The sequence below is a fragment of the Streptomyces sp. XH2 genome (assembly GCF_049725035.1).
GTDB classification, from domain to species: domain Bacteria; phylum Actinomycetota; class Actinomycetes; order Streptomycetales; family Streptomycetaceae; genus Streptomyces; species Streptomyces roseoverticillatus.
This window is the reverse complement of sequence record NZ_JBMMMZ010000005.1, coordinates 250,575-273,135: the sequence shown is the minus strand read 5'-3', so window position 1 is coordinate 273,135 and position 22,561 is coordinate 250,575. Positions and strand designations below refer to the sequence as shown.

General features: G+C 72.2%; 25 protein-coding genes and 1 pseudogene. 9 read left to right on the top strand and 17 right to left on the bottom strand.

All coding sequences use genetic code 11. The annotated features are described in order from the left end of the window. Window positions 1-31: 31 nt before the first annotated feature. From ACOTKD_RS12430 to ACOTKD_RS12415, 4 genes are all read left to right on the top strand, one after another. The gene (locus ACOTKD_RS12430; protein ID WP_424888959.1) at window positions 32-1,306 is read left to right on the top strand and encodes an MFS transporter; all 1,275 of its coding nucleotides are present in this window, start codon (window positions 32-34) and stop codon (window positions 1,304-1,306) included. Window positions 1,307-1,368: 62 nt separating this feature from the next. Next, window positions 1,369-2,652, top strand: coding sequence for an ATP-grasp domain-containing protein (locus ACOTKD_RS12425; RefSeq protein ID WP_424888958.1), 1,284 nt, complete (start codon window positions 1,369-1,371; stop codon window positions 2,650-2,652). A 348-nt stretch (window positions 2,653-3,000) separates the two neighbouring features. After that, the gene (locus ACOTKD_RS12420) at window positions 3,001-3,267 is read left to right on the top strand and encodes a GlsB/YeaQ/YmgE family stress response membrane protein (RefSeq protein ID WP_424888957.1); all 267 of its coding nucleotides are present in this window, start codon (window positions 3,001-3,003) and stop codon (window positions 3,265-3,267) included. Between the two features lie 120 nt (window positions 3,268-3,387). Continuing rightward, window positions 3,388-3,657: a hypothetical protein gene (locus ACOTKD_RS12415; RefSeq protein ID WP_424888956.1), complete on the top strand. Its 270-nt coding sequence runs from the start codon at window positions 3,388-3,390 to the stop codon at window positions 3,655-3,657. A 429-nt stretch (window positions 3,658-4,086) separates the two neighbouring features. Here the strand turns inward: ACOTKD_RS12415 and ACOTKD_RS12410 are convergent, their stop codons facing one another. From ACOTKD_RS12410 to ACOTKD_RS12395, 4 genes are all read right to left on the bottom strand, one after another. Beyond that, the gene (locus tag ACOTKD_RS12410) at window positions 4,087-4,320 is read right to left on the bottom strand and encodes a helix-turn-helix domain-containing protein (RefSeq protein WP_424888955.1); all 234 of its coding nucleotides are present in this window, start codon (window positions 4,318-4,320) and stop codon (window positions 4,087-4,089) included. Further along, window positions 4,320-4,811 carry a DUF2975 domain-containing protein gene (locus tag ACOTKD_RS12405; RefSeq protein WP_424888954.1) on the bottom strand — a complete coding sequence of 164 codons (492 nt, stop codon included), beginning with the start codon at window positions 4,809-4,811 and terminating at the stop codon, window positions 4,320-4,322. Before ACOTKD_RS12405 ends, ACOTKD_RS12410 begins: the two co-directional genes overlap by 1 nt. 200 nt (window positions 4,812-5,011) lie before the next feature. Beyond that, window positions 5,012-6,295 carry an MFS transporter gene (locus ACOTKD_RS12400; protein ID WP_424888953.1) on the bottom strand — a complete coding sequence of 428 codons (1,284 nt, stop codon included), beginning with the start codon at window positions 6,293-6,295 and terminating at the stop codon, window positions 5,012-5,014. After that, on the bottom strand, window positions 6,292-7,710 hold the full coding sequence (locus ACOTKD_RS12395) for an MBL fold metallo-hydrolase (RefSeq protein WP_424888952.1): 1,419 nt from the start codon (window positions 7,708-7,710) through the stop codon (window positions 6,292-6,294). The genes ACOTKD_RS12400 and ACOTKD_RS12395 overlap by 4 nt, the downstream gene beginning before the upstream one ends. Before the next feature lie 48 nt (window positions 7,711-7,758). On the opposite strand from ACOTKD_RS12395, the gene ACOTKD_RS12390 reads away from it, so the two are divergent. The 3 genes and pseudogenes from ACOTKD_RS12390 to ACOTKD_RS12380 all read left to right on the top strand — a co-directional run bounded on the left by ACOTKD_RS12390 (window position 7,759) and on the right by ACOTKD_RS12380 (window position 9,268). Continuing rightward, the gene (locus ACOTKD_RS12390; RefSeq protein ID WP_424888951.1) at window positions 7,759-8,436 is read left to right on the top strand and encodes an ArsR/SmtB family transcription factor; all 678 of its coding nucleotides are present in this window, start codon (window positions 7,759-7,761) and stop codon (window positions 8,434-8,436) included. Further along, window positions 8,391-8,723: pseudogene (locus ACOTKD_RS12385) on the top strand (aminotransferase class V-fold PLP-dependent enzyme); the annotation flags it as partial. The gene ACOTKD_RS12390 and the pseudogene ACOTKD_RS12385, both read left to right, overlap by 46 nt. 134 nt (window positions 8,724-8,857) lie before the next feature. Then, entirely contained in the window at window positions 8,858-9,268 is a 411-nt protein-coding gene (locus ACOTKD_RS12380; RefSeq protein ID WP_424889123.1) for a hypothetical protein, read from the top strand. A 19-nt stretch (window positions 9,269-9,287) separates the two neighbouring features. Here the strand turns inward: ACOTKD_RS12380 and ACOTKD_RS12375 are convergent, their stop codons facing one another. From ACOTKD_RS12375 to ACOTKD_RS12340, 8 genes are all read right to left on the bottom strand, one after another. Next, complete coding sequence (locus ACOTKD_RS12375) at window positions 9,288-10,139, bottom strand: sulfotransferase domain-containing protein (protein ID WP_424888950.1); 852 nt, start codon at window positions 10,137-10,139, stop codon at window positions 9,288-9,290. A 19-nt stretch (window positions 10,140-10,158) separates the two neighbouring features. Then, complete coding sequence (locus tag ACOTKD_RS12370; protein ID WP_424888949.1) at window positions 10,159-11,088, bottom strand: NAD-dependent epimerase/dehydratase family protein; 930 nt, start codon at window positions 11,086-11,088, stop codon at window positions 10,159-10,161. After that, window positions 11,088-11,957, bottom strand: a complete 870-nt coding sequence (locus ACOTKD_RS12365; RefSeq protein WP_424888948.1) for an aldo/keto reductase — start codon at window positions 11,955-11,957, stop codon at window positions 11,088-11,090. The genes ACOTKD_RS12370 and ACOTKD_RS12365 overlap by 1 nt, the downstream gene beginning before the upstream one ends. A 34-nt stretch (window positions 11,958-11,991) precedes the next feature. Further along, window positions 11,992-13,188 (bottom strand): cytochrome P450, encoded by a 1,197-nt coding sequence (locus ACOTKD_RS12360; RefSeq protein ID WP_424888947.1) that lies wholly within the window; start codon window positions 13,186-13,188, stop codon window positions 11,992-11,994. A 47-nt stretch (window positions 13,189-13,235) separates the two neighbouring features. Then, a complete protein-coding gene (locus ACOTKD_RS12355) occupies window positions 13,236-14,078 on the bottom strand; it encodes a class I SAM-dependent DNA methyltransferase (protein ID WP_424888946.1) in 843 nt (280 codons plus the stop codon). An 89-nt stretch (window positions 14,079-14,167) separates the two neighbouring features. Beyond that, complete coding sequence (locus tag ACOTKD_RS12350) at window positions 14,168-15,346, bottom strand: YcaO-like family protein (protein WP_424888945.1); 1,179 nt, start codon at window positions 15,344-15,346, stop codon at window positions 14,168-14,170. Further along, window positions 15,343-16,314 (bottom strand): aKG-HExxH-type peptide beta-hydroxylase, encoded by a 972-nt coding sequence (locus ACOTKD_RS12345; RefSeq protein WP_424888944.1) that lies wholly within the window; start codon window positions 16,312-16,314, stop codon window positions 15,343-15,345. The genes ACOTKD_RS12350 and ACOTKD_RS12345 overlap by 4 nt, the downstream gene beginning before the upstream one ends. An 87-nt stretch (window positions 16,315-16,401) precedes the next feature. Then, window positions 16,402-16,536: a hypothetical protein gene (locus tag ACOTKD_RS12340; RefSeq protein ID WP_424888943.1), complete on the bottom strand. Its 135-nt coding sequence runs from the start codon at window positions 16,534-16,536 to the stop codon at window positions 16,402-16,404. Between the two features lie 109 nt (window positions 16,537-16,645). Between ACOTKD_RS12340 and ACOTKD_RS12335 the strand changes: the two genes are divergently transcribed. Beyond that, complete coding sequence (locus ACOTKD_RS12335) at window positions 16,646-17,758, top strand: glycosyltransferase family 4 protein (protein WP_424888942.1); 1,113 nt, start codon at window positions 16,646-16,648, stop codon at window positions 17,756-17,758. Between the two features lie 82 nt (window positions 17,759-17,840). Here ACOTKD_RS12335 and ACOTKD_RS12330 read toward each other — a convergent pair whose 3' ends face one another. After that, complete coding sequence (locus tag ACOTKD_RS12330) at window positions 17,841-18,446, bottom strand: sulfotransferase family protein (protein ID WP_424888941.1); 606 nt, start codon at window positions 18,444-18,446, stop codon at window positions 17,841-17,843. Between the two features lie 469 nt (window positions 18,447-18,915). Here ACOTKD_RS12330 and ACOTKD_RS12325 point away from each other — a divergent pair, with 469 nt between their 5' ends. Then, window positions 18,916-19,722, top strand: a complete 807-nt coding sequence (locus ACOTKD_RS12325) for a hypothetical protein (RefSeq protein WP_424888940.1) — start codon at window positions 18,916-18,918, stop codon at window positions 19,720-19,722. Between the two features lie 231 nt (window positions 19,723-19,953). On the opposite strand, the gene ACOTKD_RS12320 is transcribed toward ACOTKD_RS12325, so the two are convergent. The 4 genes from ACOTKD_RS12320 to ACOTKD_RS12305 form a co-directional block, all read right to left on the bottom strand. Then, window positions 19,954-20,391 (bottom strand): hypothetical protein, encoded by a 438-nt coding sequence (locus ACOTKD_RS12320; protein ID WP_424888939.1) that lies wholly within the window; start codon window positions 20,389-20,391, stop codon window positions 19,954-19,956. A gap of 15 nt (window positions 20,392-20,406) precedes the next feature. After that, window positions 20,407-20,649: a hypothetical protein gene (locus tag ACOTKD_RS12315; RefSeq protein ID WP_424888938.1), complete on the bottom strand. Its 243-nt coding sequence runs from the start codon at window positions 20,647-20,649 to the stop codon at window positions 20,407-20,409. Window positions 20,650-20,766: 117 nt separating this feature from the next. Continuing rightward, window positions 20,767-21,576, bottom strand: coding sequence for a GNAT family N-acetyltransferase (locus ACOTKD_RS12310; RefSeq protein WP_424888937.1), 810 nt, complete (start codon window positions 21,574-21,576; stop codon window positions 20,767-20,769). 345 nt (window positions 21,577-21,921) lie between these two features. Next, entirely contained in the window at window positions 21,922-22,365 is a 444-nt protein-coding gene (locus tag ACOTKD_RS12305) for a hypothetical protein (protein ID WP_424888936.1), read from the bottom strand. Window positions 22,366-22,561 lie beyond the last annotated feature (196 nt).

Sequence of the window (22,561 nt, the reverse complement as noted above, 5' to 3'; positions counted from 1 at the left end):
TGAACCCTGATGAGAGAAGGATTGCCGCCCCATGTCCACCACGCCTGACGAGAATGCGAAGAGGGGCACCGGACCTCATCCGTTGCGGCTGCGCGACTTCCGTCTGCTTTTCATCGGCCGCACCCTGTCGGCCCTGTCGGAGGCGCTGGTGCCCGCGGCGCTGGCCATCGCCGTCGTGCTCACCACCGGTTCCGCGACCGCCATGGGCATCACACTGGCTTGCGCGACGGTGCCCCGCGTGGCGCTGATGCCGCTGGGCGGCGTCCTCGCCGACCGGTTCCAGGCGCGGCGGATGGCGATGAGCGCGGACCTCCTGCGGGTCTTCACCCAGATCTTCGTGGGCATCGAGCTGCTCAGCACGTCACCGGTGCTGTGGCACATCTGCGTCTCGCAGTTCCTCTACGGCGTGGCTTCGGCGTTCTCGATGCCGGCCAGGTCGCCGCTGGTGGTCGGGACGGTGCCGGAATGGGCCCGGCAGCGCGCCAACGCGGCGATGGGCTTCACCAAGGGCGCGGCGTGGGTGCTGGGGCCCGCGCTGGCCGGTTCCCTGATCTACCTGGTCGGCAGCGGCTGGGTGTTCGTCGTGGACGGCATGGCCTTCGCGATCAGCGCCGGGCTGCTCGCGATCACCACCGTGCGCCATGTGCCGGCCCCTCCCCAGACCATACGGAAGGACCTGGCCACCGGCTGGCACGAGGTCGCCGGCCGGCGCTGGCTCTGGACCAGCCTCGTCGCCCATTCGGTGTGGAACTTCTGCGCCGGGATCCTGATGACGCTCGGACCGGTGATCGCGATCCTGCACCTCGGCGGCGAGAGCACCTGGATCTGGATCCTGCAGACGGGCGGGATCGGCCTGCTGGCCGGTTCGCTGCTGGCGAGCCGCATCCGGATGCGCCGCACCGTGATGTGGGCGAACCTCGCCCTGGCGACCTACGCGATCCCGTTGCTGCTCCTCGCGGCGCACGCCCCGGTGGCGTTGATCATCGCCGGCTACGGAGTGGCCCAGGCGGCACTCGGGTTCCTGAACCCCACATGGGACACCGCGCTGCAGGAGCACGTGCCCGCGGACCGGCTGGCGCGGGTCGACTCCTACGACTGGCTGTTCTCGCTCGCCGCGCAGCCGCTCGGCTACGCGGTGGCCCCGTTGCTCGCCGCGTGGTGGAGCCCGTCGGTACCGCTGACCGGGGCCGCGGTCCTGGTCCTCGTGGTGTGTCTGGTCGCGGGCACGACACCGTCGGTCCGCGGCCTGATCTCCGGAGCGCCGGCCGAAGAGAGCGAACCGACGCCGGACGCGGTGAGCGGCTGACGGGTTCGACCGCACGCCGCGGCTGTATTCGCATTACCTGGGCATCGAAGGGGGATTGTGGGATGGCGTCACCAGCACGGCTTGTCGTCGTATGCGGCCGCAGCGCCGCATCGGTCGGGGAATTGGTCGGCGGGCTGCAACCGCTGGGCGAGTTGATCTTTCTCCTCGACACGTCTCCGTACAACGATCCGTTGCGCGCCTTGCTGGCCAAGGTCGGCACGGTGCTGGACGTGGCGCCGACGGCCGCGGCGACCGCGGAGCTGCTGCGGCCGCTGCGGCCGGATGGCATCGTCACGTTCAGCGAGAGCCTGCTCCCGCTGACCGCGAGCCTCGCGGCCGCGCTGGAACTGCCGTTCCATAGCCCGGATGTCGTCGCCTTGCTGACAGACAAACACGAGCAACGGCGACGTCTCCGGGAGCGCGGGGCGGACACCGTACGCACCCACCTGCTGACCTCGTCGTCCGAATGGTCGGCGGCGGTGCGGGAAGTCGGCCTTCCGGCGGTCCTCAAACCCGTGCGCAGCGAAGGCAGCCGGAACACGCACGCAGTGTCCGAGGATGCCGAGGGCAAGGCGCTCGTGCACGACCTGCTCGACAGCGGCCGCGAACGCGCGCTGGTGCTGGAGGAATTCCTCATCGGACGGGGGAGCGGGGCTTACGCGGGGTACGTGTCGGTCGAGTCCTTGGCGTCCCGAGGCGTGGTCACGCATCTCGCGGTGACCGGCAAATACCCCATGATGGCCCCGTTCCGGGAAACCGGACAGTTCTGGCCGTCCGTGCTGAACCCCGCCGAGGAAAAGGACGTGCTCGACCTGGCCTCCCGCGCCGCCGATGCGCTGGGGGTGCGGACCGGGCTGCTGCACACGGAAATCATCCTGACCGCCGACGGCCCGCACATCATCGAGGTCAACGGCAGGCTGGGCGGGCTCGTCAACGACCTCGCCGTCCGGGCGGCCGGGGTCAGCCTGGTGCGGCTGGCCGGCCAGGTCGCGCTCGGCGAGCACGTCGTGCCCGAGCCCGTCAAACCCCGGGAAGTGTTCTACCAATTCACCCACCTCGCCCCGCTCGAGCGGGTCCGGTTCGTCAAAGCCGACGGGCACGGCGTCATCCGCAGGCTGCCCGGGGTCGACACGCACCGGCCACTGGTCCAGGCGGGCGACTGGCTCGACGGGGGGACCGGGTGGACGATGCTGGACCTGCTCACCGGCCGGGCGGCGTCGCACGGCGAAATGAGCGCACTGATCGACCGGGCGCTGGACACGGTCGAGTTCACCTTCGCGACGCCCGGCGGGGACATCGAAACCCTTTCCGGCCGCGCCTGCTCGCCGTGGGCCGCTCCTTCGTGACCGCGAGCACCGATCCACCGGCCTGAAGCTCTGCCACCCACCGCCTGCCGCCCGCGCCATCCGCCGAATCCGGATGCGGCCTCCCTCGCTGTTGCCGGCACGCCGGGCCTCTGCCCGGCGGCATCACGTCATCGCCCGCCTCCAGGCTGGATGAGGGTCGTCGCCGTCCCATACTTTAGTATTTGCGCAACCCAAGAACTGTATTGCGTGGTCGGCAGGCGGTGGGTGGTGAGCGCACGCGCGAAGTGGGCCCGGTCGGTGAAACCGCCGCACCAGGTCAGGCGTGGTCAAGAAGCGCCCGGGACCCCGAGCCGCTTGCCGGGACAACGAAGGGAAGGACCCGTCACCATGGGCATCATCGGCTGGATCGTGCTGGGACTGCTGGCCGGAGCGATCGCGAAGATCCTGCTCCCCGGTCGTGACCCCGGCGGCTTGATCGGCACCACGCTCATCGGCATCGCAGGCGCTTTCATCGGCGGCTGGCTCTCGACGAAATTCCTGCACAAGCCGATCAGCAACCACTTTTTCGACGCCGCCACATGGGGAGCGGCCATCGGCGGCTCACTGGTGCTGCTGATCGTGTACCGCATCCTCTTCGGCAACTCACGGGACTGAGGCCCCGTCGGTCCGGTTCGAAGACTCCCGCGGAACTCGCCCCGACACCAGTTCGGAGATACTGGTTGCTTCCACTTCACCCCTCACCCGCAGGGGACACGCAGAGAGGTTGACTGCACGATGACGTCTTCGGCCCGCGCTCCGCAGCGCGCCGTCACACCTGGGCAGCTCGTCGCGCTCGGACTACTGCTCGCGGCCATCGCCGCCCTGGCGAGATGGCACGACGGCTCGCTGTTCTGGGCCGGCTCACTCGTGGGCGTGGCCGGCGTCGCCGGATACTTCGTGCAATTCGACACGCCCCGCGGGTTTCTGCAGTGGCTGCTCGCGGCACTGGGCCTGTGCATGGCCTTCATGTTTGCCGTGCAGCTCCTCGTCGGCGCCCTCACCTGACACCTCAACGAGGGCTCACCGGCGAAGGCGGGTCAGCTCTGCCTCCAGATCGTCCAGGGCCGACCGGGCGGCACTGATCCGCTCACGCAGCTGACGGGCGTCATCATGTTCTCCGCCCGGCCGGCGATCGAACTGCTGCCCGTGCCGGGCCTGCTGCGGCCGTCGCCGAGGCGGGGAGAAGGCCGTGCCGATCTGTTCGGGCCACGCGCTGTCATCAAGGCCTGCAGCCGGTCGTCGGCGTCAGCGCGCCGACCGGTGGCCCACCGCCCGGTCCGACGCTCCGCCGTCGATGCGGCTCAGCAGCCGACGCACCATCGCCTCTGCCGGCGGCACCGATTCGGGACGGCGGATCGGGTCGTATGCCGAGACGCTCCAGGACGGACGGCGGGGCGCAAGCGGGATCGGCGGTGACGCGTCGGCAGGCACGGTTCATTCGCCCGAGGTGTCCTCGGCGGTGTCCTCGGCCTCCCAGCGAAGCAGGTCGCCCGGCTGGCACTCGAGCACCTCGCAGAGCGCGGCGAGCGTGGTGAAGCGCACTGCCTTGGCGCGGCCGTTCTTGAGCACCGCCAGGTTGGCGGGCGTGATCCCTATGCGGTCTGCGAGCTCGCCCACGGACATCTTCCGCTTGGCCAGCATCACGTCGATGCCGACAGCGATCGGCATCAGATCACCTCGTCCAACTCGGCCTGCATCTGCGCCGCTTCGGCGTCGCGGGCGACGGCCTGGGCGAGCAGCATCCGCAGCACGAGCACGATGAGCGCGACTCCCAGGATGGCCACGCCGATCCCGCCCATGATGAGGGTGACGCCCGGATCGTCCCGCTGGCCGGGCGCGTTCAGGGCCGTGACCGCGAACCACATGAGAGCAGCCGCAACGATCGCACCGATGATCACGTCCACGTACCGGAAGGCGGCGTGGGAGAACACGGTTCCGCGTCGCACCATCGTTACCAGTCGCCATACACAGACCAGGGTGACCTGGGCCGCCCCTATTCCCAGGATCGTGATCACGCGCAGCGGGGTCAGCGGGAGTGACCCGTCCTCCGGGTCATTCCCGCTGACCAGCGCCCACGCCATCAATGCCTGTACGAACACGGTGCCGGTGAGCACCACCACGAGCACGGCACGTAGCGCGCGCACTGTCAGCTGTCCCATGATCCATCCTTCTATCGAGCTACGATGGAAATCTATCGAATCTCGATAGGTGGGGCAAGGGGGGACCGGAGAGCGGGCGGCGGTTTCGCAGCAGGGACGCTGTACTTCGCGGCCGAGGCCGGGGGCCCGTGCCTTCGAGGAGGGGGAGTTTGCCGGGGCGGGTGGAGCCTGCCCCGGCAGGTGCCGCGGCGGCAGGTGGTTCAGTGGGTGCCGGGCCGGTGCTCGGTGATCCACCGGGCGGCGAGGAGTCCGGAGGCGGCGGTGAGGACGGCGGCGGCGACCACGGTGGCGTTGAGGCCGAGCCGATCGGCGAGGGCGCCGGCGACGAGGGCGCCGGCGGCGTAGCCGGTGTCCCGCCAGAACCGGTACGTCCCCAGCGCGTTGGCCCGCCATGCGGGGTGGGCGTGGTCGGAGATGGACGCGATGAGGGCCGGGTAGACCATGGCCGTGCCCAGGCCGAGGGCGACGGCGGACAGGATGCCCGCGAGCAGGGGCCGGTCGAGCAGGGCGAGGGCGAGGACGAAGCCGGCGGCCTGGACGAGCATCCCGTGGACGATGAGCGGCTTGCGGCCGATGCGGTCGGCGAGGTGGCCGGTGGGAATCTGCCCGAGGCCCCACAGGATGGGGTAGAGGCCCTTGATGAGGCCGACGGCGGCCAGGCCGAGGCCGTGGTCGGTGAAGAGCAGGGGGAAGACGCCCCAGGTGAGGCCGTCGTTGAGGTTGTTGATCAGCCCGGCCTGGCTGGCGCCGCGCAGGGAGCGGTCGTACCAGGAGGTGCGGGCGAAGGCGGCCTTCAGGCCGGTGTTCTCGCCCGTCGGGAGCGGCGTGGTGTGGTGGGCCAGTTCCAGTGCGACGTGGGCGGCGGTGTCGCGGACGACGAGGGACAGCGCCAGTCCGGCGACGACGAAGACGACGCCGATGAGCTCGGGGACGGGGCGCAGGCCGTAGCTGGTGGCGAGGTAGCCGGTGAGCAGGGCGGTGACGCCGACGGCCGTGTAGCCGGCGGCTTCGTTCAGGCCGGTGGCCAGGCCGCGTCGGCCGGGGCCGACCAGGTCGATCTTCATGTTGACGGTCATCGACCAGGTCAGGCCCTGGTTGAGGCCGAGCAGGACGTTGGCGGCGACGATCCATCCCCACGAGGGCGCCCAGGCCAGGGCGAAGGGGACGGGGGTGCCGATCAGCCAGCCGGTGACCAGCAGGTGCTTGCGACGGAACCGGGCGGTCAGCGCACCCGCGGCGAGGTTGGTGAGGGCCTTGGTGAGGCCGAAGGCGATGATGAAGGAGAAGACGGCCAGGTCGCTGGTCAGGCCGAACGTCGTGGAGCCGACGAGCGGGACGGTGGTGCGTTCCAGGCCGACCAGGCCGCCGACGCAGACGTTGACGACGACCAGCAGGGTGAACTGCAGCCGGTTCTCCCGCAGGCCGAGCCGCACGGGTCGCCCGGCGGCGTTGGCCGGGGTGGTGGCGGTGGGGGTGGTGTTCACGGGCGGGTGTTCGCCGTGCCCCGGGCGAGCTCCTGGCCGTGGGCGGCGGCGTAGTCGGCCGGTCCGCCGTCGAGGACGGCGACATCGGTGCGGCCGGCGCGCTCCAGGAGGCCGGCGGCGGTCATGGCGCGCTCGCCGTGCCCGCACGCCACGACCGGGCCGGCCGGGGCGTCGGCGGCGGATTCGTCCAGGGCGCCGAGCTCGATGTGCACGGCGCCGGGGACGTGCCCGGCAACGAACTCGGATTCCTGCCGGACGTCGAGGTAGGGGCGGCCGGCGGCGCGGTCGGCGGTGACGAACGCGGTGGTGGTCCGGGGGTTGCCGGCGGCGAGCCAGGCGGCCATCCCGCCCGCGAGGCGGCCGGCGAGGCGCTCGTAACCGATCTTGTACGCCTGCCAGACGATCTCGCGCAGGTCCTGGTCCTCGCCGGTGACGAAGGCCAGGGGCGCGGTGTCGGGCAGGAGCCAGCCCAGCCAGGTGGCGAACTGGCCGCGCAGCGCGATGGACAGGGAGCCGGGGATGTGGCCGGCGGCGTAGTCGGCGGCCGGGCGGACGTCGACGACATGGCCGCCGTCGGCCACCAGGGCTCGCACCTGCTGAGCGGTCAGCGCGGGCAGCACGGGATCCGCGGTCAGCACCGCGGGCCCGCGGCGGTTGAGCTCGCCGAGGCGGTCGAAGTACGCGGGGTAGCTGCCCAGGCTCGTGATCAGCTGTGACACGAAGGCGTCCTCGTCCGGCGCGGCCAGCAGCGGGTTGGCCTGCTTCTGCGCGCCGATGGTGGTGGTCCGCTCGGTGCCGGGCGGGGCGGAGCAGAAGGAGCCGGCGCCGTGGGTGGGCCACACCGCGGTGCCGTCGGGCAGTGCGGTCAGCCGGCGCAGGGACCGGTACTGGGCGCGGGCGAGTTCCTCGGTGCGGTCGGCGCCGAGGAGGTCGGTGCGGGCGGCGGAGTTCACGATCAGCGACCCGCCGGTGAACACCCCGAGCTCCCGGGCACCGTCCAGCAGCAGGAACGACAGGTGCTCGTCGGTGTGTCCCGGGGTCGCCAGGGCCCGTAGCACCAGCCCGCCCAGGTCGACCTCGTCGCCGTCCGCCAGGCCCCGGTGGGCGAAGGCGCGCCTCCCGGCCGCCGAGGCCAGGATCGTGGCGCCGGTGTCGTGGCCGAGCTGGACGGCTCCGGAGAGGAAGTCGGCGTGCAGGTGCGTGTCCGCGGCGAACGCGATGCGCAGCCCCCGCCGCTCGGCCGCCGCACGCAAGGCGCGCAGGTCACGGCAGGCGTCCATGGCCAGGGCGCGTCCGTCACCGAGGTCGAGCAGGTAGGCGCTGTTGCCCAGTCCTTCGTCGACGAGCGGGATGAGGTGATCGTCCGCGAAGCTCACGACGTCCTCCAGCCTCTCGGGAGCGGGGTGTGTGGTCACGACCCGCTCGACTCACTTACAATAATCCATGGATTTATGGAGGATGTCTTGCCGGAGAACACGAAGCCCCGGACGAAGGCCCGGCTGTACGACGCGTTCGCGGCCAGCGGCAAGGCGCTGGCCAGCGGAAAGCGCCTGGAGCTGCTGGACCTGCTGGCCCAGGGCGAGCGCACCGTCGACGCGCTCGCGAAGGCCGCCGGGCTGAACCTGACCACCGCGTCCGCGCACCTGCAGACCCTCAAGCAGGCCGGTTTCGTCGCCACCCGCCGCGAGGGCGTGCGCATCCACTACCGCCTCGCCGGCGACGACGTCGCCCAGCTCTTCGCGCTGCTGCGCAAGGTCGCCGAGACCCACCAGGCCGCCGTGCCCGCCGCCCGTGACGCCTACCTCGGCGAGGACGCCGCCGCCGAGCTCAGCCGGGAAGACCTGCGGGTCCGCATCGCCGCCGGGGACGTCGTCGTGCTCGACGTCCGGCCGGCCGAGGAGTACCGGGCCGGGCACATCCCCGGCGCCATCTCCATCCCCGTCGAGGAGCTCGCCGACCGGATCGGCGAACTGCCCGGGGACATGGAGATCGTCGTCTACTGCCGCGGCGAATACTGCGTCCTGGCCTACGACGCCGTACGGCTGCTGACCGACCGCGGGCGGCGGGCGATCCGTCTCCACGACGGCATGCTCGAATGGCGCCTGTCGGAGCTGCCCGTCGACGCCTCGGACCTGACGTGACGGGACCGGGCGACGACCTCCCGCCGCACCCGGTACTGGCCGGCGGACCGGTCTACCTGGACTACAACGCCACCACCCCGGTCGACCCGCGCGTCGCCGCGGCGATGCTGCCGCACCTGACCGGCTTCTTCGGCAACCCCTCCAGCAGCCACCCCTACGCCGACGCGCCGCGGCGGGCGCTCGCCGAGGCCCGCGCCCAGGTCGCCGGCCTGATCGGCGCCCGGCCCGGCGAGGTCGTCCTCACCTCCTCCGGCTCCGAGGCCGACCTGCTCGCGCTGCGCGGCGCGGTCCTGGCCTCCGGCCGCCCGCGCCCGCACGTGATCACCCAGGCGACCGAGCACCCTGGCCGTCCTGGAAACCTGCCGTGCCCTGAGGCGGCTGCACGGCACGCGGGCGGCGGGCAGGCACCGAGAACACCGCCCTGGCCGTCGCGCTCGGCACCGCCGCGCAGCTCGCGGCCGACGAGCTCGCCGCCGGTGCCCCGGCCCGTCTCGCGGCCCTGCGCGACGACCTGCACCAGCGGCCGGCGGTGGCTTTGCCGGGCCGGGTCCGCCTGAACGGGCCGGACGGGCTCCGGCTGCCGAACACGCTCAACGTCAGCGTGGACGGGGCCCTGGGACACGAACTCCTCGCCGCCGCCGACCGGATCGCGGCCTTGATCGGCTCCGCCTGCCACAGCGGTACGCACACCCCCTCTCCCGTGCTGACCGCCATGGGCCTGGAGCCGGCCCGCGCGCTCGGGGCACTGCGGCTGTCGCTGGGCCGCCGGACCACGCCGGAGGACATCGAGACCGCGGCGACCGCCCTCATCCGGGCGGCCGCCGCGCGGTGACGGCGCAGCCGGCCGGCCATCAGGACATCCTCCGGTCGAGGCGGTGGGGTGCGGCGTCCGCCGCGAAGGCCGCGGGCTGCCATGGTGGCGCGAGGATCCGGCGCGTGGCGTCGTTCACGTAGTCGATCTGTTCGGGTGTGAGGTAGTCGCGGTATCCGCCGATGACGCCGCGGCGGGTCTTGTAGGAGTCGGGGTTCCCGGGAACGGCGGGTCGGAGCTTGTCCGTGTTCAAGGTGTTGGAGAGTTCCATGGCGCGCATGGCTTTGAAGTCCGCGAAGTCGACCGCGGCGCGGAGCGTGTCCCGGCTTGCCGGAGGCAGTCCGCAGAAGTCGAGCACGCGTGCGAGCTCTCCGGCGGTGTCGGCGGCCAGCTGCTCGTAGGAGGTGAGGAGGAACGAGGCGGGTACGTCCTGCCGGGCGTGCCAGATGTCCCAGAAGGCCAGGCAGGTCCTGACACTGCCTTCGTCCTCGGTCAGGAAGTCCCCGATCTCCCCGGTGTACGGGCGGAAATCGCGGTGGAGCACCTGGAAGTAGCGGGACACGGCGGTGTCCCGGATGTCGCGGACCAGGAGGACCACCTTGCGGTCACGGTAGAAGCCCTTGTTCCAGGACAGCCCTGCCGGGGTGCGCCAGGGGACGCGGTCGTCGTGCCAGAAGACGATGCGCGGGACGGTGGAGTCCACCGTGCTGAACCCGGTCAGTGCCAGGTCCCGGCACACGTCCATGGGGATTCCGTACGCCGTGGAGACGGCTTTGGCCATGAGCAACCGCAGCCAGGTGCGGCCGCATTTGGGGAACGAGAGGACGTAGACGTCGCCTTGGGCGTCGGCGGGCGTCACGGGCTCCTCGGGGGAGGGCGGGGAGAACACCACGGTGGTCCTTTCCTGTCGCTCATGGCCGGGGGTGTTCCTGTGCCATGGCCAGGATCCCTTGGTGCAGTGTGGTGCGGGGCCGGTAGCCGAGTTCCCGGGTGGCGACGGTGATGTCGGCGCTGGTGTGGAGCGCGTCCCCGGGGCCTGCCGGCAGGGGCAGGATCTCCACGGGTCCCACGATGTTCTCGACCGTGGAGATGGCCTGTTTCATCGAGACGGGGGAGCCGCCGCCGAGGTTGGCGATCCCGGTGAACGCGGAGCGGGCCGCCTCGCGCATGGCGGTGACGGCGTCGTGGACGTAGGTGAAGTCGCGGGTCTGTTCCCCGTCGCCGTAGAGGGGGAACGGGGCGCCGCTCGATGCGGCGTGCAGGAGGCGGGTGAAGGCCATGTCCGGCCGCTGGCGGGGTCCGTAGACGGTGAACAGCCGCAAGGACACGGCCGGTACGCCGAAGGTCTTCCGGTAGAGCTCGCACAGGTGCTCGCCGGCCAGCTTGGTGATCCCGTAGGGGGAGACGGGCCGGGGCAGGGCCGTCTCGGCCGTGGGGCAGGTCCGCGCGTTGCCGTAGACGGAGGAGCTGGAGGAGTAGACGAACTTGCCCACCGGGCGCTGCCGTACGGCTTCCAGCAGGACCTGGGTGGCGAGCACGTTGCGGGCCGTGTACAGCGGGAACTCCGCTCCCCAGGACGGCCGCACACCGGGCTGGCCGGCGAGGTGGTAGACGGCGTCCGCGCCGTCGACGAGTCGGGCGAGGTCCGCTGTCAGCAGGTCGGCGCGGTGGAGGGAGAAGCCCGGGGAGCCGGTGAGGGTGCGGAGATTGCGTTCCTTGCGGGCCGGGTCGTAGAAGTCGGTGAAGGAGTCGATGCCCGTGACGGTGTCGCCGCAGGCCAGCAGGTGCGCGCACAGGTGGGAACCGATGAAGCCGGCCGCCCCGGTGACCAGCGCCCGCACTACGGCTGCCCGCCCAGGACCCCGGAAGCCGCGGAGAGGGCGCTGCCGCCGTCGGCGCCGGCGGGGCAGGCCGCCGCTATGCGGGCGATGTCCTCGCCGGTGAGGGCGATGCCGGCCGCGGCGGCGTTCTCGGCGGCCCGGGAGGGCGTGGCGGTCTTGGGGATGGCGAAGGTGTGCGGGTCGCGGACGAGGAAGGCGAGGGCGATCTGGTGCCGGGTGGCGCCGTGGGCCCCGGCGATCGCGTCGAGGACGGCGGCGGCCCGTGGGGAGGGCGGGAAGGAGCCCAGGCCGAAGGGGCTGTAGCCGACCATGGCGGTGCCGTGGGCCCGGCAGGCGGGAGCGACGCGGAGTTCGGCGGAGCGGTCGCCGAGGTGGTGCAGGACCTGGTTGCAGGCGATCTCACCCGGCTCGGTACGGGCGAACAGCTCGGCGAGGTGGCGTTCGTGGAAGTTGCTGACGCCGTAGTGGAGGATCTTCCCCGCCCGGTGGAGCGCGCGCAGCCCGGTGAGGGTCTCCTCCAGGGGGTGGCCGTCGGGCCAGTGCAGCAGGTAGAGGTCCAGGTGGTCGGTGCCGAGGCGGCGCAGGCTGCGCTCGCACGCGGCCACGGTGCCGCGCGCGTCGGCGTTGGCGGGCCGGACCTTGGAGGTGAGGAAGACCTCGTGCCGCCGGTGGCGCACGGCCTCGCCGACGAGGCGCTCCACCTCGCCTTCCGCGTAGGACTCGGCGGTGTCGATGTGCGTCATCCCGGCGTCGATGCCGGTGTTGAGGGCACGGACGGCGGTGCGGCGCTCGGCGTGTTCCAGCTGCCAGGTGCCCTGTCCGATCACGGACAGGGCGGTGCCGGACGGACCGATGGGGCGGGTACGCATCAGCTCTGACCTCCGCTTCCGGGGGTGCGCGGGCTCACCAGGCGACGGGCAGGGTGCGGGGTGCCCGGGTCTTGAGGCCCGTCTTCCACAGCGGTGGTGCCGCGGCGCGCAGGGTGGGGAAGCGGCGGACGAGCCCGGCCAGGGCCTCCTGCAGCTGCACGCGCGCGAGGTGGGACCCGACGCAGTGGTGGACGCCGTGCCCGAAGGCCAGGTGGGGATTGCGGACGCGGCCGAGGTCAAGGCGCCCGGGATCCTCGAACGCGGCCTCGTCGTGGTTCGCCGAGGAGTTGACGGCCATCACCGCATCGCCCGCGCGCAGGGTGACACCACCGAGGTCGATGTCCTCGGTGACGACGCGCAGGTTCGCCTGCACGTTGGTCTGGGCGTAGCGCAGGAGCTCCTCGACGGCCAGGGCGATCCGGTCCGGGGATTCCCGCAGGTACTGGTAGCGGCCCGGTTCCTCGAGCAGGAGGTGGAGCATTCCGGCCAGGCGGTCGGCCGTGGTGCCGTAGCCGCCGGCGAACAGCACCAGCGCGAAGGCGACCAGTTCGCCGTGGGTGAGCCGGTCACCGTCGTCGTGGGCGCGGATCAGCAGGCTCAGCAGGTCGTCGGCGGGGTGGCTCCGCTTGGTGCCGATGAGCGCGGCGAGGTAGCCGGTCATCTCGTCGACGGCCGCGGTGACGGCGGAGTCCGGGACGGCGGTGAGGTTACGCAGCGCGTCGCACCACGCTTCCAGCCGCCGGCCGTCCTGCCGCGGCGCACCGAGCAGGTCGCACAGGACCGTCAGCGGGAGCGGGCGGGTGAACAGGGCGACGAGGTCGGCCGGGTGGCCGTGCGCGGCGACCTCGTCGAGGAGGTCGTCCACCAGCCGCGCCACGCCGTGGCGCAGGGTCTCGACGCGGCGGGCGGTGAAGGCCGGGGCGACGATCCTGCGCAGCCGCGTGTGTTCCGGGGGGTCGGCGGCCAGGACCGAGTCGGGCAGTGTCGTCACCCCGGCCATGCGCGGACCCGGCCCCCGGGTGGCACGGGAGCGGCTGAAGCGGGGGTCCGCGAGCACGGTGCGTACATCCGCGTAGCGGGTCACCAGCCAGGCGGGGTCGCCGCTGGGGAGGCGGATCCGGGCGCAGGGGCGGGTGCGGCGCAGCGCGGCGAATTCCGGGAGGGGGCCGAGCCCGTCGTGGTGCGGGAGGGGGAAGACGGTGTCGGCGGTAAGGGGGTCCGCGTCCGGCATGGGCACTCCTGGACCGTGTCGGGTGGTGAGGGGGAGGGGAGTGGGTGTCAGTGGTGTGCGTAGACGGAGACGTGATAGGTGCTGGTCCTGGTGAACGGCCCGTCCTCCCAGGCGCCTTGGCGCCGTACGAGCCGGAGACCGGCGCGCTCCGCCAGGAGGTCGAGCTCTCCGGGCGACACGTAGTGGAACCGGACCCGGAGGTGATGCGTCCGGTCGGCCTCGTGGACGAGGTAGTGGGAGTGGTAGGTCTGGGTGGACGGGTCGATCAGGCGGTGGCAGAGGATGAGGTGGTCGTCGGTCGCCGAGACGGTCTCGGGCACGCCGGACGCCGCGGCGACGGCGAGCGCCTCGGGCACGTGCGCGTCGACGGCGAACACTCCGCCGGGCGTCAGGCGGGCCGCGACCGCATCCAGGCAGCGCTGTTTGGCCTCCCGGTCCGGGAGTTCGAGGAAGGTGCCGCCGGCGGCATACACCAGGGAGAACCGTCCCGGGACCGGGACGTCCGCGAAGTCCCCCTGGGTGACGGAGATCCGGTCGCCGCCCGGTTTCGCACGCAGTTGCCGGATCATCGCGCCGGAGCGTTCGATGCCGTGGACGCCGAGGCCGCGCCCGGCCAGGGGCAGGGCGACTCTGCCGGTGCCGATGCCCAGTTCGAGGACCGGTCCCGCGCCGGCGAGCCGGGCGAGGGTGTTCACCGTCGCGCCGGTGACGCCGGGTTTGGAGAACCAGCGGTCATAGTCGGCGGCGCTCCGGTCGGCGTACCCGGGCCGTTCGGCGTCCTCGGAACCCGCCGGCCCCGCGGGCCCGCGTTCCGGCTCCTTCCCGCCGGTGTGCCCGGGGCCGGGGAGCGGCGTCGCTGCTGGGGAGGTGAGGTCCTGGTGTGGGGGCATGGGTGCGGTCTCCTCGGCCCGGGGCCGGTGCGGGCGCCCGTCCGAGCGGTCCGGGCCGTGCGCCGGCGGGCCCGTCGGTGAGCGGGGTGTCAGCCGAAGGGGTGCGGGCCGCGTGGTGCCGGCGGGCCGCGTTCGTCGTCCGGGCCCGCCGGCAGCGGGCGGGCCCCGGGGGCCACCACCCGCATCACGCTCACGCCCAGGGCGGTGGCCGGCCCGCAGGTCGTCTCCACGAGGACGAGTTCCCGGCCGGTGTGGGCGGACAGCGCGTCGAGACCGCCGCGGACCGGCCCGGCCGGCGGGTGGCCGCTTCCCGCCTCCGGCGTGGTCGTGGTCCTGCTCCACAGGGTCAGGCTGTCCTGCAGGTGGTAGGCCCGGAGCGCGTGGCGGACCGCCGAGTCCGGCGCGGTGCGGCCCTGCCAGCGGGACCAGGTGTCGCGGCCCACCGGTGAGTGGACGCTCCAGCGCACCATCAGGGCTTCGTAGGCGGCCTTCTCCACGAGGGCGGCGAGGTCCCCGTCGTCGGGCCCGCACCGGGCGCCGAACGTCTGCCCCGTGAGGCCGGGCGCGTGCAGGCAGACGGCCACGCACCGGGTGCCCGCGGGGGCGGGGACGTCGAGGACGGTGGCCCGTACGCCCAGTCCGTCCAGGAGTGCAGGGAGAGGGGCGGGGAGGACGGGCGCCGGCAGGGGAACGGGGGCCGGGGAGAGTCCGTACCAGCTTCTGCGGAGGAGGTCGCGTTCGAGGACCTCCCAAGCGGCGTGATCCGCCGCGGCCTCCGCGTGCGGGTGCGAGGCGACGCCGGTGGAACCGGCGCCGGGTCCGGGGTCGCACCCGGCCGGGGCCCGGTGGTGGAGGTGGACGGCGCCGGCCGGCACATGGACGTCGGCGCCGCCGGGAACCACGCGGCCCAGGACCCACAGCCGCCGGGCGTCACGGGCCTCGGCCGCACTCCCGCGGGTCAGTGCGGCGGGGTCGAGGGCCGGCACTCCCCGCCGGCTCAGTTCGCGGTGGCTCGCCACCACGGCGGTTGCGGCCTCGGCGGCGCGGCCCGCGAGGATGTTGCCGACGCGTTCGAGCAGTTCGCCGCGCGCGCTGGTGACGACCTGGTCCCTGTCGTGGCCGGCCGCACTGCCGATGACGACGGGCCGCCCGCCCGCCGCGCAGACCGGGTCGAACTGCGGTGACCGGGCGGCGACGCGTGCGAAGACGACGTCGGGTGACGCGGGGTAGGGGCTGAAGACCTGCGGTTTCCACGGGGGCGCGGTCACCGGGCGCTCTCCCGGGCCACGGTGGCGGCCTCCTCCAGGACGGCCAGCCCGTGATCGGTGAGCGCGTCCCGGTGATCCGCCAGGGTGCGCACGCCTTCGGTGGCGGAGCGCGCGAGCCGGGCGTGGCGTGAGCGTACGGCTGCCGTCCCGGGGGCTCCCATGTCCGTGTCGAGCAGGCGCCGGTACAGCAGGACGCTCCGGGCCAGGACGACGACCTGCTGGAACAGCCCCGTCAGCGGCCGGGCGTCGACACGCAGCGGAGTCGTGACCAGCTGCGCATCGCCCCGTGCGGGGCGCAGGAAGGGCTGCGCCGCCACGGATGCCGCGTTGCACCGGGTGTGCGCGCCCTCGTGGACGAGAGCCTCCGCCAGGCGGACCGGTCCGGGCAGGGCGTCGGCCCCCGGGCCCAGGCGGTCACGCCGGACGAACACGGCACCGTGCACCGTGAAGTCGGTGAACCCGTCGATCGCCGGGCCGTCCAGCAGGGCGATCTGGGCCAGGATGCCGCCCAGCTCCGCGTGTGCTTCGGGCCAGACGGCCGCGAGCAGCGCAACCGTCTCGCGGAGCGTCCCGACCTCGCGGTCGTGCCAGGCGACCACGGTGGATTCCGGCGGTGTTCCGGCGTCACCGTCCCGGCGGGGAAGGGAGTTGCGGGCCCGGGCGACGCTCCGCTCCAGGTGCGGGCCCGGTGCGGCGGTTTCGACCGGCCAGGGGAGCGCGGACGGCGGTGCGGCGGCGATGCCGGCACGGGCCCGGCCGAGCATCCGGCCGAGCCGCGCGAGCCGTTCCCCGCCGGGCGCGTCCGTGCGCAGTGCCGCTTGGGCGAGGTGAGCGAGCTCGGTCACCGCGGGGTGCCCCGCCTCCGCCGCGGTCACCGTCAGCCCGGCCCGGGCCAGGCTCGACCGGGTCATGCGGGCCAGTACCGTCCGTTCCTCGGCGCTCTGACGCGCGTCGGGTGCGATACGCACGGGCATGTACCTCCGGGTACCCGGCAGAGAAAGGGGGCAGCGGACGGCAAGGAACCGGTCCGCCGCCCTGAAGCAAGCGGACCGGTCTCAGCGGCTCGGGATGTCGACCATCAAGGCCAGCTCGGGCAGTTCCTCGTCCGGGACCTGCTCGATGTCGGTGTCGTTCATCGCGATCTCCCTTCGAATGCCGACCTCACCACCATCGGGTACCTCTGAATCCACCGTAAGCAGGTAGCCGACCTGACACAAGGAGTAGTCGCGCCATCAAGGGCAACTCCTTTACGACTACGTCCCCTTGACGCCCCGGCACCCGGTGCGGTCGCATGCCGGCATGCGGATCGCGTACTTGCACAGCGGGAGCATTCCCTCGGTCTTCGCCAACGGCGTCCACATCATGCGCATGTGTGACGCCTTCAGCGCGGCCGGGCACGAGGTCACCCTGTACGCCACCCCCGGATCCCACCCCGCCGACGACCCGTACGCCTACTACGGGGTGCGCCACCGCTTCCCGGTGCGCAGGGTCCCCTGCCCGGACTACACCCCGGCGGGTTACTGGAAGCGCGCCGAAGCCGTACGGGACCTGCTGATCCGCGACGGCGTCCCCGACCTGCTCTTCGGGCGCGACCCCTACAGCCTCTCGGTGGCCGCGGACCTGGCCCCGTTCGTCTACGAGGTCCACCAGCTGCGCGGCGACCTGGCACCGGCCGGGATGGAGCGCGACCTGCTCGCGCAGCCGCGGCTCGCGCGCGTCGTCGTCATCACCCACGCCCTGGCACGGGACCTCCAGGCCGCCTACCCCGGACTGGGAACCCTGCCCCTCCTCGTCGCGCCCGACTGCGCCGACCCGGTCGATCCCGCCACGACCACGGCCCGGCCGGCACTGCCCGGACGCCCGGACGTGCCGCGGATCGGGTACGTCGGACACCTCTACGACGGGCGCGGCATCGACCTCATCATCGACCTCGCCCGGCGGCTGCCCGGCTTCGACTTCCACCTGGTCGGCGGAACCCCCGAGTACCGGGCCCGCTGGGAGGAGGCCTGCGGCCTGTCCAACGTGCACTTCCACGGCCACCGGCCACCGGCCGAACTCCCCGCCTACTACCCCCACTTCGACGTCGTCCTCGCCCCGCACCAGCGCGAGGTGTACACCTGGGGCAACCTCTTCGAGATCGGCCGCTGGACCTCGCCCATGAAAATCTTCGAGTACATGGCCCACGGCCGGCCCATCATCGCCTCCGACCTCCCTGTCCTCCGCGAAGTCCTGCAAGACGGCGTCAACTGCCTGTTGTGCCCACCGGAAGACACCGACGCCTGGGTCGCCGCACTGAACGGGCTGGTCGCCGACGGGGCGCTGCGCCGGGCGCTCGGCGACGAGGCCCGCCGGCAGGTCCTGGACCGCTACACCTGGCGCCGCCGCGCCGACGTCGTCCTCGCCGGACTCTGACGCCGGACTCTGACGCCGGGGTGCCGCGAGTGCCCGCCCCTCCCGGACAGTGGTGGGCCGTCACCTTCCGCGTCGAGAACGCTCACCGGCGCTGTTCGCTCCGGTCGTTGTGATGGGGGAAGGGTTCGTCCGGGACGGGAAGGCCGAGGAAGGGGGCGAGGCGTTCGTAGCCCTGGCCGCCGGCGACGTCGAGGACGAGCAGATCGCGGTCCCGTCCGGAGAAGTAGCGCAGTACCTCGGCGGTGTGCCGCCGGGCGACCCGCAGGAACCGTTCCCGGTGGAAGGCGCGAGCGCCGTAGACCGCGGACCGCAGGAAGCGCTGAAGGTCAGGGTAGTGCTCTCCGAGCGCCGCCTTGTTCCCGGCGGGCCGCTCCCAGTGCCGGCGGCAGGAACGCAGCCAGCTCTCCTCCTCGCGGACCGTGAGGACGAACTTCGCTGCCGGCCACAGCAGATCCAGTTCCTGGTAGTAGGGCACGACCGTGATGTCGGTGATGCCGTCGTACCGGTCGAGCAGCCCGAAACGCGCCGTGCCGGCCAGCAGCGTCGCATAGGTGGACGCATCGGCCGGATAGTGGGCGGTGTCGAAGCCCAGGGTGCGCAGAGCCGCGGTGAGGGAGAGGGTCCCGGTCCGGGACAGGCCGATACCGAAGACCTTCGGCTTCACGGAGGGCGGCATGCTGAGGCTCATGAACGCTACCGTGCCGGACGGCCAAAGGTTGTCAACAGCGCCCGGACGGCGTTTTTGACGCGCTCCGGACGGACCGGATCGCGGCGTACGAGGCCAGGGCGGCCAAGGGCGCTGCCGTCACCGCGCCCCCGTCCACTTCATCGCGTAGTGCGCGGCCCGGACCGGCCCGGTGTCCGGGTGCGGGTCCTGGTCCGCGTGTGCCGCGGCTCACGCTTGTCCGGTTCCCGTCTGTCCGCGCGGGCGCGGCAACCCTAGCGTCGTCCGCGCCATCGCAGAGCAGCACCTCACAAGGCACCCCCACCGGAACGGACCACCCATACCGGACCGGAAGGACATCCGTATGCTCACGCGCAGACACAGACGCTCGATACCGGTCTTCCTTGCGGCACTCTTCCTCCTCCTGGGCGTCACAACTCTGGTCCCTGCCACGGCAGCACCCCGGTATGCCGAAGTCACCTCAGCACCCGCCGTGCAGACGTGGTCCGGCTGGGAGTCGCTCGGCGGCGGACTGACGTCCGCGCCCGCGGTGTCGTCGTGGAACAACGGCCGCCTGGACACGTTCGTCCGCGGTGGCGACAACGCCCTCTGGCACAAGTGGTACGAGAACGGCTGGTCCAACTGGGAATCCCTCGGCGGCGGACTCACCTCGGCGCCGGCGGCGGTCTCCTGGGGACCGGGGCGCATCGACGTGTTCGTGCGCGGTGGCGACAACGCCATGTGGCACAAGTGGTATGACGGCCGCTGGTCCGACTGGGAATCCCTGGGCGGCTACCTGACCTCGGCACCGGCGGTCTCGTCGTGGAACGGCGGCCGTCTGGACACCTTCGTCCGTGGCGGGGACAACGCCATGTATCACAAGTGGTTCGACGGCGGTCGCTGGTCGGACTGGGAGTCTCTCGGTGGCGGACTCACCTCGGCGCCGGCGGCGGTGTCCTGGGGCCACGGGCGCATCGACACCTTCGTGCGCGGTGGCGACAACGCCATGTGGCACAAGTGGTTCGACGGTGGTCGCTGGTCGGACTGGGAATCGCTCGGCGGCTACCTGACCTCGGACCCCGCTGTGGCGTCCTGGGACTCCGGTCGTCTGGACACTTTCGTCCGTGGTGGGGACAACGCCATGTGGCACAAGTGGTTCAACGGCGGTCGCTGGTCGGACTGGGAGTCTCTCGGTGGCGGACTCACCTCGGCGCCGGCGGCGGTGTCCTGGGGCCACGGGCGCATCGACACCTTCGTGCGTGGTGGCGACAACGCTATGTGGCACAAGTGGTGGTCCTGAGCTGACTGTTGTCCGCCGCGACCGTTGCGGTCACGGCGGGCAACGTCGTGTCAGGCGTGCTCGGTGTCCCGCCGCCCTGCGGCCGCACCTTCAATTCCACCCCGTGTACCTCGCCTCACCGCGTAGGACACGGCCTGAGGCCCGCACGTCACACTCTGCCGACAGGGTGTCAGCTGTCCCGTGCGGCTGCCGTGAGGTCGGCGGCGGAGCGGTAGGCAGTTGGCGCGGTCGTCAGGGCTCGGGCCAGGACGAGCGCTCGCCGCTCGGCCGCGGCGCGGTGGACGGGATCGGTGATGGTGGTGAAGTCGTCGGGTGGGCGAAGCCGACGACCCGGCGGATGATCTCGGCACCGCAGAACCCGAGCGTCTCGGTGGAGGACCAAGGAGGCCGGGGCAGGGACAGGTGCTCCCGCAAGACCTGTTCGGCGCAGCCGAGAGCGCCGGGTATCGAACCGGGGTCCGGGGTCCGGCAGTCACTGACGACGTGCAGGGATCCTCCGGGCGCGGGAGCACGCATGCGGGCCGCGACCTCCTCCGTGGCCCGGCCGGTCCGCCATAGATGCCAGGCCGCCGCGTACGGCGGGCGCCCCCAGTCCTGCCAGCAGGCTGCCACCGGCGGGCGCGCCCGCACCCGGTGCATGTGGCACAACTGCCCGTGGGCGTAGGCCACGGCCGCGGCCGTGGCCTACGGGGCCGCGCCGAACATGGCCGTGCCGCCGGGCACGTCGTACGACGGGCCCGAGGCGAAGCGGTCCCAGTACGCCGCGGACCGACCGCTGGGATAGGCGGCCAGCAACAGCCGGGAAGCCCCTCCGGGCGCATACCACAGTTGCCGCAGGGGAAGATCGGTGGTGCTGCGCCCGGTCTCCACGCCGCACGCACGCCACCACGGCTCGTCGTAGGCCAGGAACGGTTTTGCGGCGCGCACCGGCCGGACCGCTTCCAGATCGTCGCGCCAGAAGGGGCCGAAGACTCCGGGGCCGGCTCAGTCCTTGCAAGTGGTGTCCGGGCCGGTCGGGGGCGCTGAGTCACGCCTCGGTGGTGGTCATTGTGAGGACCACCAGGTCGACGAGGTGACGGCGGTGAAGCCCAGCGACTCGTACAGCGGTCGTCCGAGCCGTGAGGCGGTGAGTGTCACCGGAAGGTTCGCCATGGGCGCGAGCGAGCCGAGCATGACGGCCCGCCCGGCGCCGCGGGAACGGTGCGCCGACGGCGTGCCGACCCAGTAGTGACTGCCGAACCCGTCGTGGACGACGGTGACGCCGGCTCCGACCATCTCGCCGTCGAGGACGGCGAGATGGACGTTCACGCCTGGTTGTTCGGTCAGTGCCGCGGGGAACATCTCGCCGGGACGGTAGGGGGTGAATCTGGTCAGCTCGAAGCCCTCGATCACGATCCGCTCGGCAGCCCGCAACTCGTGCGTCCGCTGGGCTCGGATCACCTCCATCGCGGGTGCGGGGACAGGGCCGGGCGGGCGCACCATGACCGGCATCTGCCAGTTGCGCATGTCCAGGCCCAGGTGACTCAGGTCGGTGGAACTGAACGGATCCTCGGCATCCACCGGACCGGTCGATCGGCCGGCCAGCTCGGTCAGCTCGGCGAGCTCGTGCGCGTCGGGGTCGGGTTCCTGAAGCAGGATGCGTGTCCCGGCGCGCTCGCCGCCGAGCACGGCGAGGAAACTGCGTCGGCGGATCACCTCGTGGCCACGGGAGTCTCCGGTTGCGGCCCAGAACGCGGCGGAGTTGCGGGCCTGGCGTATCGCCGCGTCGTCGAAGGCCGCGGGGCGATCCGGATCCTCCTGCCCGCTTCGGTCCTCGACACGAGCGCCGGAGGTGGTCTGCCAAGTGTTGGCCACGGGATGGCTCCTGTTCAGTCACTGTGCGGTGATCCAGGCGAAGGGGCAGGCAGGGCCCGGGTGGAAGTCGACCCGGATCTTCGTCATGCCTCCGGCCTGACGACGTAATGTCTCTGATAGCCGGGCCGATCTCAACCGAGATAGCTGAGCCGTTCGTCTTCTGCGGTCGTAGCCGGTGGTGGAGTCTGCGGCAGCCGTGGAGCCGGGAGGCGCTGCGCTCGGCGGTCCAGCGGTCCAGCGGTCCAGCGGTGCCGTACTGGCTGATCACCCAGGGACACGCTCGGTGTTCCCCGTCCAGGACGCCGGGCCGGCGAAGGCGGTGAGGCAGATGGCCTTCCGGTGGCCTTACTTGTCCATGTTCAGCCCGATCGCCACCATCGCGCCGAGTACCACGATGACGAGGCCGACGACCCAGGCCAGGCAGCCGGCGGTCGTCTTCACCGTCTTTCGTGCTTCCGCGCGGCGGCCCAGTTCCTCCGGTGTCACGGCAGGCCCGAAGGCCCGCCACAGCGCGCGTACGGACCAGAAGGGGCTCATGACGATTCCGTAGACCAGCAGGCAGAGGTAGTAGAGCAGCTCCAGGAACTGAGCGACGAACGCAACGGCCGCCAACAAGGGCAGCAGCAGGATGCCGACCAGCAGACCCTTGTCGTCGAGGACCCTGTCGAGCCGCGGCTTGGGTATGCGACGCCGAGGCCGGCGCAGACCAGTACCCCCACCAATGGCTGAAGATACGTCCGCCGATGGTGCGGTGGCTGGTGGTGCTGGGTACACGTGCTGCTGATCCATAGCGGGCGAGCCTACCGGGCCGTCCGCTCCGCTCATTGACCACCGGAAGGATGCCGGGCCCCCGCACCGCGACCGTCAGGCCACCCGGGCGAGACGGAGGCTGCCGAGCGGAGTCCGAGCGCCGCACACGGGGACTCCGGTGGCGACGAGAGCGGATGAGAGGGACGACCGCGACCGCGACGCCTCAGCCGCGGCC